This is a genomic window from Pseudoflavitalea sp. G-6-1-2 (assembly GCF_012927185.1).
GTDB lineage: Bacteria > Bacteroidota > Bacteroidia > Chitinophagales > Chitinophagaceae > Pseudobacter.
Genome location: NZ_JABBGB010000003.1, coordinates 1,251,213 through 1,263,147, shown reverse-complemented (window position 1 = coordinate 1,263,147; position 11,935 = coordinate 1,251,213). Strand labels below are relative to the sequence as shown.

Annotated in this window: 5 protein-coding genes; all 5 read left to right on the top strand. The window is 46.9% G+C overall.

Translation table 11 applies throughout. The features are described from left to right. The first annotated feature begins 5 nt into the window (after nucleotides 1–5). The 5 genes from HHL16_RS22490 to HHL16_RS22470 are packed head-to-tail and all read left to right on the top strand — an operon-like array spanning nucleotide 6 to nucleotide 11,931. Complete coding sequence (locus HHL16_RS22490; protein WP_169427582.1) at nucleotides 6–2,384, top strand: ABC transporter permease; 2,379 nt, start codon at nucleotides 6–8, stop codon at nucleotides 2,382–2,384. A gap of 48 nt (nucleotides 2,385–2,432) precedes the next feature. After that, on the top strand, nucleotides 2,433–4,799 hold the full coding sequence (locus tag HHL16_RS22485; RefSeq protein ID WP_169427581.1) for an ABC transporter permease: 2,367 nt from the start codon (nucleotides 2,433–2,435) through the stop codon (nucleotides 4,797–4,799). A gap of 9 nt (nucleotides 4,800–4,808) precedes the next feature. After that, entirely contained in the window at nucleotides 4,809–7,172 is a 2,364-nt protein-coding gene (locus HHL16_RS22480; protein ID WP_169427580.1) for an ABC transporter permease, read from the top strand. 13 nt (nucleotides 7,173–7,185) lie between these two features. Then, nucleotides 7,186–9,555: an ABC transporter permease gene (locus HHL16_RS22475; RefSeq protein ID WP_169427579.1), complete on the top strand. Its 2,370-nt coding sequence runs from the start codon at nucleotides 7,186–7,188 to the stop codon at nucleotides 9,553–9,555. A 9-nt stretch (nucleotides 9,556–9,564) separates the two neighbouring features. Next, nucleotides 9,565–11,931 carry an ABC transporter permease gene (locus tag HHL16_RS22470; RefSeq protein WP_169427578.1) on the top strand — a complete coding sequence of 789 codons (2,367 nt, stop codon included), beginning with the start codon at nucleotides 9,565–9,567 and terminating at the stop codon, nucleotides 11,929–11,931. The last annotated feature ends 4 nt before the right edge of the window (nucleotides 11,932–11,935 follow it).

Below are 11,935 nucleotides of genomic sequence, written 5' to 3'. Positions count from 1 at the left end.
CTTACATGCTGAAAAATTATCTGAAAACCGCCTGGAGATCGTTGCAGAAAAGCAAGATCAACAGCATCATCAATATCACAGGCCTGTCTGTAGGCATGGCTGTTGTTATACTGATTGCCTTGTGGATCAGAGATGAGCTGAACTTCGATAAGTATCATGCTACTTACGATTCGGTTGGTCAGGTGATGATTCAGCAGTACAGGAACAACGAAATCAATACAGGTGTTGCCATAGCCTATCCTCTTGCCAATGAACTCCGAACCAAATACGGCGAAGATTTCAAACGGGTGGCAATGGGCTCCTGGCAGCTCGACAACCTCATTACATCGGGAGAAAAGAAACTGATCAGGAATGGCATGTGGGTTGAACCTGATTTCCCTGAAATGTTTGCGCTGAAAATGATTGCAGGAAGTACCAATGCCCTGAAAGAACCCAAAGCCATTCTTCTTTCTGCGTCCATGGCCAAAGCCTATTTCGGAAACAGCAATGCCATGGGACAGACCATGCGCATGAACAACACATACGATGTAATTGTGGCGGGTGTTTATGAAGATCTTCCCATGAATACTGCGTTGCACGAAGTGCAGTATCTCGCGTCGTGGGAATCGTACGAAACCATACAGCCATGGGTGAAAGGATGTGCCGGTAAATGGGACAACCATTCTTTTCAATGTTTCGTACAACTGAAGAACGGAGCCGAACTGGCCACTGTTCAGGACAGAATAAGAGATATTGCCAAACCATATTTCAAAGACGATAACTGGAGAGAAGAGACCATCATTCTTCCGATGAAAGACTGGCACCTGCGCGGCGAGTTCAAAAACGGTGTACAGGCAGGCGGTCAGATCAGATTCGTTTGGCTGTTCGGCATCATCGGAGGATTTGTACTGCTGCTGGCCTGCATCAATTTCATGAATCTCGGAACTGCCCGTTCTGAAAAAAGAGCAAAGGAAGTAGGCGTGAGAAAAACCATCGGTTCCATGAGAACGCAGCTGATATATCAGTTTATGATGGAATCATTGCTGGTAGCTTTTCTTTCGTTGCTGTTATCGCTGCTGCTGGTTTCCCTTTCGATGCCATGGTTCAATCAGGTGGCTGCGAAAAAGATCAGCATTCCATGGAACGAGCCACTGTTCTGGACTGCAGCGCTCGGCTTCACTATTGTAACCGGACTGATGGCCGGCAGTTATCCTGCATTCTATCTCTCTTCTTTCAAACCTATCAAAGTGCTGAAAGGAGTATTCAAGGCAGGAAGATATGCGGCAGTTCCCCGCAAAGTATTGGTGGTGCTGCAATTCACGGTATCGATTATACTGATCATCGGCACCATTGTAGTATTCAGGCAGGTGCAGCATGCGCGCAACAGGCCGATGGGCTACAACAGCAACCGCCTGATCCAGAATATAATGCTCACCAGAGAACCGCTGGGCCACTACGATGCGCTCCGCAATGATCTGCTGAAAACCGGTATGGTGCGCGATATGGCGCAATCTTCTTCCGCTGTTACAGACATCTGGAGCAATCAGAGCGGCTTCACGTGGCAGGGAAAGGATCCCAATTTCATTCCCGTATTCGGCACAGTTGCAGTAACCCACGATTACGGGAATACAGTGCAATGGAAATTGAAAGAAGGCCGCGATTTCTCCAGGGATTTCCGTGCAGACAGTGCTTCTCTTGTACTCAACGAGTCTGCCGTAAAACTGATGGGCTTCAAAAATCCAGTAGGTGAAATCATTCAATGGAACGATCAGCCTTACAAGATCATCGGTGTGGTAAACGACATGGTGATGTCTTCTCCTTATACACCTCCTGTTCCTACGGTTTATCTGCTCAGCTATACATGGAGCAATGTGATCTTCATCAATATCAAACCCGATGTGGGTTTACCTGATGCCATTGCTGCAATAGAAAATGTATTCAGGAAATACGATCCCTCCGCTCCTTTCGATTACAAGTTTGCCGATGAGTTGAACGGACAAAAATTTGCTGCTGAAGAACAGGTAGGCAAGCTCTCCGGTGTTTTTGCAGGGCTCGCCATCTTCATCAGTTGCCTCGGCATTTTCGGATTAGCTTCTTTCGTTGCTGAGCAACGCATCAAAGAGATCGGTATCAGAAAGATCTTAGGCGCTTCTGTTTTCGGCATCTGGCAACTGCTCTCGAAAGATTTCTGTTTACTTGTTCTATTATCCATGATCATCTCTGCTCCTGCAGCCTGGTACTTCATGAACAACTGGTTGCAGGATTACGAATACCATACAACACTTTCGTGGTGGATCTTCGCTGCAGCATTCGGCGGAGCCATGCTCATAACCATCGTTACGGTGAGCACGCAGGCCATCAGAGCGGCCATTGCAAACCCAGTACGCTCTTTGAAAACAGAGTAAGACAATTCATAAAGGTTCTGAAACCGAAACACCCACAAACTTATTCGTATGATCAAAAATTATTTCCTGGTTGCCATCCGGAATCTGAAACGGAACAAAGTGTTCTCTGCCATCAATATCGTTGGCCTGGCACTGGGACTTACCTGCAGCCTGTTAATCATGCTCTGGGTGCTCGATGAACGCAGCACCGATCAGTTCCATGAGAAAAAAGACAGGCTGTACAGCGTATATGAAAGACAGTTCACCGATGGCAAAACACAGGGCGGACACTATACTCCCGGACTGCTGGCGCAGGAACTGAAGAAACAATTTCCGGAAGTGGAAATGTCTACCGGCATGGCCTGGGACGACTACTTCACTTTTCAGGTAGGAGATAAAATACTGAAGCAGGACGGCAACTTTGCCGACAGCAACTTCTTCGAGATGTTCAGCTTTCCGATAATCGAAGGCTCTGCAAAAAATGCATTGTCCTCTCCCAACAGTCTCGCTATCTCACGCAAAATGGCGGTAGCTTTTTTCGGAAGTCCTCAGGCTGCCTTCGGCAAAACCATCAGGGTTGAGAACCGCAGAGACTTTCAGGTAACTGCCGTGTATGAAGATATGCCGCATAACAGCACACTGAAATGGGATTACGTGCTCAACTGGCATTACATGCAGGAGATCCGTGAGTGGATCAGAGAATGGGACAATAACGGTCCGAGTACCATGTTGCTGCTCCGCTCCGATGCCGATGCGCAAAAGTTCGAAGCCAAGATCAAAAACTTCATGGACAAATACCTCGAAGGAAATGCCGGCTGGAAAATAGAACTCTATTTGCAGAAATTTTCAGACAGATACCTCTATTCGAATTTCAAAGAAGGATATATTTCAGGAGGCCGCATAGAGTATGTGCGGCTATTCAGCATTGTAGCCATATTTATCCTGCTGATTGCCTGCATCAATTTCATGAACCTCACCACCGCGCGTTCGATAAAACGTTCGCGTGAGATAGGTGTTAGAAAAGTAGTGGGTGCTATCAGGCCGGCACTGATCAGGCAGTTTATCGGAGAAGCCATTATAGTAGCGGGTTTGGCCATGATCGTAGCACTGGCGCTGTTGTTTCTGTTTCTGCCCATGTTCAATACTCTTACACAGAAACAAATTGAGTTTCCTGTGCAGCACTGGACATTCTGGGCCAGCATCATTGGGCTGATCTTCGTAACAGGATTGCTTTCAGGAAGCTATCCTGCCCTCTTCCTTTCTTCGTTCAGGCCGATTGTGGTGCTGAAGGGAGTAATGAAAGTGAGCAGCTCTGCCAACTGGTTCAGAAAAGGACTGGTGGTATTTCAATTTGCATTATCGAGCCTGCTGATCATCGGCACCATTGTAGTGTCGCAGCAGGTACAATATATTCAGAACAAGAATTTAGGATTCAACCGCGAGAATATCATCAGAGTAACCTTGCAGGGAGAACTGAATCAGAAATCGCAGCTGTTCAGAAGACAGATAGCCGATATTCCCGGAGTAACGGCCGTTACCAGATCGGAAGCAGACCCCATGCGGATGGGCAACAGCACCATCGGTGTAGACTGGGATGGGAAAGTGCCCAATACCAAACCACTGTTCATGCAAACAGGTATCGGGTACGACTTCATAAAAACCATGCAAATGAAACTGGTGGCGGGCAGAGAATTCGGAAGGGATTACGGAACCGATACATCAGGATATATTCTCAACGAAGCGGCTATCAAAAAGATCGGTTATGCAGATCCGATAGGCAGATCGTTCACACTCTGGGGCCGCAAAGGCACTATCATTGGTGTGGTGCAGAATTTCCATTACACCAGCATGCATAATCCTATCGAGCCGCTGATATTCCGCCTGGCCGATAGTTCCAGTTACGGATATGCATTCGTACGCGCAGAAGCAGCCAAAACAAAATCGGTGATTGCGTCAATAGAAAAGATCGCAAAGGAGATGAATCCACAGTTTGTATTCACGTATGATTTTGCAGACGACGAGTTCAAAAGATTGTACGAGAACGAAACCATGATACACCGGCTGAGCAACTGCTTTGCAGCATTGGCCATTGTGATCTCCTGTCTCGGATTGCTGGGACTGGCCATGTTTGCCGCAGAGCAGCGGGTGCGTGAGATCGGTATCAGAAAAGTGCTGGGCGCTAATTTGCAGAGCCTGTTCCTTATTCTTTCCAAAGAGTTTCTGATGCTGGTGTTTGTGGCATTCCTCATTGCGTGTCCGCTCGCATGGTGGGCCATGAACAACTGGCTGCACGATTTCGAATACCGTGTAACCATGACGGTGTGGCCATTTGCATTGGCAGGGCTTGCAGCGCTGGCCATTGCTTTATTCACCATCAGTTTTCAAACGGTGAAGGCGGCATTGGCGAATCCTATTAAATCGCTGAGAAGCGAATAAAACAACTGTATGCTGAAGAGCTATTTCCTCATAGCCATCCGGAATCTAAAACGGAACAAAGTATTTTCCGTGATCAATATCGCAGGATTGGCGCTGGGCCTTACCTGCAGCCTCCTGGTGATGCTCTGGGTTTTGGATGAACGCAGCGTAGACCAGTTCCATGCTAACAAAGACAGACTGTACAGCGTTTACCAACGGCAGTATTCCGACGGCAAAACAACCGGCGGACATTACACACCCGGCATGCTGGCACAGGAGCTGAAAAAATTGTTTCCCGAAGTGGAAGCCTCCACCGGCCTTGCATGGAACGACTGGCTCACTTTTCAGGTGGGCGATAAGATTGTTCAGATGGAGGGAAATCATGCAGACAGTGATTTCTTCAAAATGTTCAGCTATCCGCTGCTCGAAGGCAAGCCGCAATCGGCATTGTCCGATCCTTCGGGAATGGCAGTATCACGCCATTTTGCAGAAACATTTTTTGGTAGCCCGCAGGCCGCTATCGGAAAAACTGTTCGTGTAGAAAACCGGGACAATCTGGTGATCACTGCCGTGTTTGAGAACATGCCCAAAAACAGTACGCAGAAATGGGACTATCTCTTCAACTGGCATTACCTGCAGCAATACAACGATTGGGTAAAACAATGGGCTAATAATGGTCCGGCCACCATGCTGCTGCTTCGCTCCGATGCCAATGTTGCGCAGTTCGAAGCAAGGATCAAAAACTATATGGACCGTCACCTCGGCAACGAAGGATGGCATGTTGAGCTCTACCTTCAGAAATATGCAGACCGCTATCTCTGGTCGAATATGAAGGATGGATTTATTGCAGGAGGCCGCATAGAATACGTGCGGCTGTTCAGCATTGTAGCTGTATTCATTCTGCTGATCGCCTGCATTAACTTCATGAACTTAACCACTGCCCGATCTATCAAGCGAAGCAAGGAGATCGGTGTAAGAAAAGTGTCCGGAGCCATCAGGCCGGCACTGATCAGACAGTTCATCGGAGAAGCCATTGTAGTGGTTGCCATAGCCATGACTGCTGCACTTATTTTGCTTTTCATAGCGCTGCCCTTCTTCAATCAGCTTACTCAAAAAGAGATTGAACTTCCATTTTCCCAATGGGCATTCTGGGGGAGCATATTTGCATTGACCATGCTCACCGGATTGCTTGCAGGCAGCTATCCCGCATTGTTTCTTTCATCATTCAAACCGGTAGTGGTATTGAAAGGAGTGATGAAAGCAAGTGCATCTGCCAACAGATTCCGGAAGGGACTGGTGGTATTTCAATTTGCATTATCGTCGCTGCTGATAATAGGAACCATCATAGTGGCCCGTCAGGTACAATACATACAGAATAAGAATTTAGGCTTCAACAGAGAGAATATAGTTCGTGTATTGTTGCAGGGAGAGCTTCCGAAACATTATGAAACCTTCAGACAAAAGATAACCGCTATCCCTGGCGTAACTTCCATAACGCCAGCGGATCAGGATCCGATGCAGATAGCCAATTCCACCACCGATGTTGAATGGGAAGGCAAAACGCCCAATACCAAACCTATCTTTTCAAGTTTGGGAGTGGGATACGATCTCATAAAAACCATGCAGATGCAATTGGTTGAAGGCAGGGATTTTTCAAGAGATTATGGTAACGATTCGGCAGCATTCATACTCAACGAAACAGCGGTAAAAAAGATCGGGTATAAAGATCCGATAGGGAAAACGTTTACGCTCTGGGAAACCAAAGGCACCATTATCGGAGTAGTAAAAGATTTTCATTACGGATCGATGCACAATGCAATAGAGCCGCTGGTTATACATCTTTCAGATAATTCGAAGCATGCATTTGCACTGGTTCGGATTGAAGGAGCCAGAACCAAAGAGGCAGTTGCAGCAATGGAACAGATCAATAATCAACTCAATCCAAAGTTCCCTTTCACTTATAGTTTTTCCGATGAACGGTTTCGCCAGTTGTATGCGAGCGAAACACTTATCAATAAACTCAGCAATTGCTTTGCCGTACTGGCTATTTTGATATCGAGCCTTGGACTGCTTGGCCTGGCAATGTTTGCTGCCGAGCAGCGTGTTCGTGAGATTGGTATCAGAAAAGTGCTGGGAGCCGATATTAAAACATTGTTCGTGCTGCTGAGCAGGGAGTTTCTGATGCTGGTATTCATTGCATTTATCATTGCATGTCCGGTTGCATGGTGGGCCATGAACAACTGGCTGCACAATTATGAATACCGTACAACCATCAATGCATGGCCCTTCGTGATTGCAGGGCTTGCAGCGCTGGCCATTGCGTTGTTCACCATCAGTTTTCAAACGGTGAAGGCGGCATTGGCGAATCCTATTAAATCATTGCGAAGCGAATAAAACCTTATCCATTATGCTGAAGCACTATTTTCTTACCGCCATCCGTAACATGAAACGGAACAAGGTATTTTCATCCATCAATATCATCGGGCTTTCACTGGGATTGGTTTGCAGCCTGCTGATAACCCTCTGGGTATTGGATGAATACAGAAAAGATGCCTTTCATGTAAACAAAGAAAATCTGTACAGCATTTATCAGCGGGAGTACTACGACAATAAAGTCACGGGTAGTTTTTACACTCCCGGCATACTCGCAGCCGAACTGAAAAAACAATTGCCTGCCATCGAAAACTCTACGGCAATAGGATGGGAGCAACGCGCAACATTCAAACTCGGAGATAAGATACTGCAGTTTCAGGGAAACAGTTCGGACAGCGACTTCTTCAAAATGTTCAGCTATCCCCTGCTCGAAGGAAATGCACAGGCAGCACTCGCAGGTCCCAACAGTATTGCCATCAGCAGAAGCATGGCGGTGGCATTCTTTGGAACGCCGCAGGCGGCCTTCGGCAAAATAATCCGGATAGACGACAGAAAAGACATGACCATTTCTGCAGTCTATGAAGATATGCCCGGCACCAGTTCGATACAATGGGATTACATCATCAACTGGACAGATTTTCTCGACAAAAATTCCTGGCTCAAAGAATGGGGCAATAACGATCCCCTCACCATAGTACAACTTCGCTCCGATGCAGATGTATCGAAGTTCGAAGCACAGATAAAGAATTTCATCACCAAAATAGCCGGTGAATTTCCCGGATACCGCGTAGAGCTTGGGCTGCAGAAGTATACGGACAAATACCTCCATTCCAATTTCAAAGACGGAGTAATTGCGGGAGGAAGAATTGAATATGTTCGTCTCTTCAGCATCATAGCGGTTTTCATTCTGCTGATTGCCTGCATCAATTTCATGAATCTTACTACAGCCAGATCGATGAAACGCGCACGCGAGATCGGTGTAAGAAAAGTAGTGGGCGCCATTCGCGGAAGACTGATAAGACAATTCCTTGGAGAAGCAGTGGTAGTTACGGCAATAGCGATGGTCTTTGCATTGATATTGCTCTATTTCACTTTACCTGCATTCAATCAGTTAACCCAAAAAGAGATTGAATTTCCTTTCAGCAACGGATTGTTCTGGATCTGCATCGCTTCGCTGGTGCTGATCACGGGTATCTTATCTGGCAGCTACCCTGCCCTCTTCCTATCCTCCTTCAAACCAATAACGGTACTGAAAGGAGTGCTGCGCGTGAATAGTGCATCGGCCAACTGGTTCAGAAAAGGACTGGTAGTTTTTCAATTTGCCTTATCGAGTCTGCTGATCATCGGTACAATTGTGGTATCGCAGCAGGTGCGTTTCATACAAAACAGCAATCTTGGTTATAGCCGGGATCATGTATTGAAGATCACCCTGCAGGGAGACCTTCCCAAACATTATGAAAGCTTTATGCAGCGGGCATCGCAGGTGAATGGCATAAGCTCGGTTTCATCTGCCAACATGGATCCCATACGACTTGGCAATATCACAATGGGAGTATCGTGGGAAGGAAAAGATCCTGATGCAAAACCTACTTTCACACAACTTGCAGTAGGGTACGATTTTCTGAAAACAATGGAGATCCAATTGAAAGAAGGAAGAGATTTCTCCCGTTCTTTCGGAACAGATACACTCTCCTATGTGCTGAATGAAACAGCGGTGAAGAAGATCGGATATACAGATCCTATCGGCAAACCATTCACATTCTGGGGAACCAAAGGAACCATTGTTGGTGTGGTAAAAGATTTCAATTTCAACTCCCTGCATTTTGCCATCAATCCGCTGGTGCTGCGTCTCGACCGGGATAAGAACAGCGGCTTTGTGCTGCTCCGGCTCGAAGGCAGCAAAACTATGGCGGCTATGCAGCAACTGGAAAAACTGCACAAAGAATTCAATCCGAACTTTCCTTTCAGTTACACTTTTGCGGATGATGATTTTCAGAAAGCCTATAAAAGTGAAACTCTCACCGGCAAGCTGAGCAATTGCTTCGCAGCACTGGCGATAATGATCTCCTGTCTCGGATTGCTTGGTCTGGCGATGTTTGCTGCAGAGCAGCGCGTGCGCGAGATCGGCATCAGAAAAATACTGGGCGCAAGTCTGCAAAGTTTGTTTGTGATACTGAGCAAAGAATTTCTGCTGCTGGTGTTCATTGCGTTTGTGATAGCCTGCCCCATTGCGTGGTGGATGATGAACAACTGGTTGCAGGATTTTGAATTCCGCATACATATCGATGCCTGGCCTTTTGCACTGGCGGGAATAGCAGCGATGGCCATCGCCCTGATCACCATAAGTTTTCAGACAATACGTGCGGCGCTGGCCAATCCGGTAACATCACTGAAAAGTGAATAACACATAATAATGCTTAGAAACTATTTTCTGGTTGCGTATCGCAATCTTACGCGCAACAAATTTTTTTCATCCATCAATATCATCGGACTGGCGCTGGGCCTCACCTGCAGCCTGCTGATAATGTTATGGGTACTGGATGAGAAAAGCATCAATCAGTTTCATAGCAATGGAAACAGGCTCTATACTGTTTATGAAAAGCAATACTTCGATAATCAGATCAGTGGTCAGCGCAATGTACCGGGACTGCTGGCGAGGGAGCTGAAGAAGAACTATCCCGACATTGAATATTCTACGGCAATGACCTGGAATGAGCAAAATACATTCCGGTATGGCGATAAGATATTGCAGATGCCCGGCACATATGCCGACAGTGATTTTTTCAAAATGTTCAGCTATCCGCTGCTGCATGGCAGTGCGGGTACTGCCCTCTCCTCACCAGTGAGTGTGGCCGTATCGAGAAAGATGGCCGTTGCTCTTTTCGGAACACCTGATGCGGCTATGGGTAAAGTGCTGAGGGTAGACGACAGAAAAGATTTTACTGTAACAGCCGTTTTTGAAGACATGCCCCGTAACAGTTCGTGGCAGTACGATTATATTCTGAACTGGAACGATAAACTGGAATCGAGTCCCTGGGTACGGGACTGGGATAATCATGGTCCGGCTGCCCATGTAATGCTCCGTGCCGGAGCAGATCCGGAGCATACAGAAAAGGAAATCAGAAATATCATAACCAGCTTTACCGGTGAGCAGGCCGGGTTCAAAGCAGAAGTGTATCTACAGAAATTCTCAGATCAATACCTGTACTCCAATTTCAAAAACGGAGTAATTAGCGGAGGCAAAATAGAATATGTAAGGTTATTCAGCATCGTTGCTGCATTCATATTGCTGATTGCCTGCATCAACTTCATGAATCTTACTACAGCCCGGTCTGTAAAACGCGCACGCGAGATCGGCATAAGAAAAGTGGTGGGTGCCATGCGGTATTCGCTGATCAAACAGTTTCTGGGAGAAGCCATACTGGTAACTACCATTGCCATGATCGTTTCCATATTGCTGCTCTCGCTGTTACTGCCGGTGTTCAATCTGCTTACAGAAAAGCAACTTCTTTTCCCATGGCAGAACCTGAAATTCTGGACCGCCATTGCGGTGTTCACTTTCTGTACAGGATTGCTGGCAGGGAGTTATCCTGCCTTATTCTTATCATCCTTCAAACCTATACTGGTATTGAAAGGCGTGCTGAAAATAAAAGGCTCAGCCAACTGGTTCAGAAAGGGACTGGTAGTATTTCAGTTTGCATTATCGAGCCTGCTGATAATAGGTACCGTAGTAGTATCGCAACAGGTGGACTATATCCGCGAAAAGAATCTGGGATACAACCGGAATAATCTCGTAAAAATTGAAATTACCGGAGAACTCGCTCAAAAAACGCAGCTGTTCAGAGAGCAGGCGTTGCAGATACCTGGCGTAAGTGGCATTACCATAGCAGAAAACGACCCGCTCGATCTGGGCAATACCACAGCCAGTATCAGCTGGGAAGGGAAAGACCCCAATACCAAACCTGAATTTACGCATATAGGCATAGGGTACGATTTTGTTGAAACCATGCAATTGAAGATGATAGCAGGCCGAGACTTCTCTCCTTTGTTCGGAACCGATTCTGCTTCGTTCATCCTGAACGAATCTGCTGTAAATAAGATCGGGTATACCAATCCGGTAGGACGGCCATTCACCTACCAGGGAAGGCCGGGAAAGATCATCGGAGTAATCAGCGATTACCACTTCCGATCTATGCACATACCTATTGGTCCGATGGTACTGCACCTGAAACGCAATCCGGCATGGGGCATTGCAGTGGCAAGAATTGAAGCAGGAAAAACGCAGGCGGCGCTTCATCAACTCGAATCATTGGTTCGCAGGCTCAATCCTGCATTCACTTTCAACTATCAGTTTGCAGATGCCGGATTTGAGCAGTCTTACAGAACCGAAACACTGATGCAGCGGCTGAGCGGAGCCTTTGCTCTGCTGGCGGTTGTGATCTCCTGTCTTGGTTTGCTGGGACTGGCGATGTTCGCAGCCGAACAGCGCGTGCGGGAGATCGGCATCAGAAAAATACTGGGAGCAAGTCTGCAAAGTCTGTTTGTGATATTGAGCAGAGAATTCCTCCTGCTGGTGTTCATTGCGTTTGTAATAGCCTGTCCGATTGCATGGTGGGCCATGAACAACTGGCTGCAGGATTTTGAATATCGTGTACAGATGAATGCCTGGCCCTTTGCACTGGCAGGAACAGCAGCGATAGCCATTGCGTTGGTCACCATCAGTTTTCAAACGCTTCGGGCGGCGCTGGCCAATCCGGTAAAGAGTTTGAAAAGCGAATAAAAGC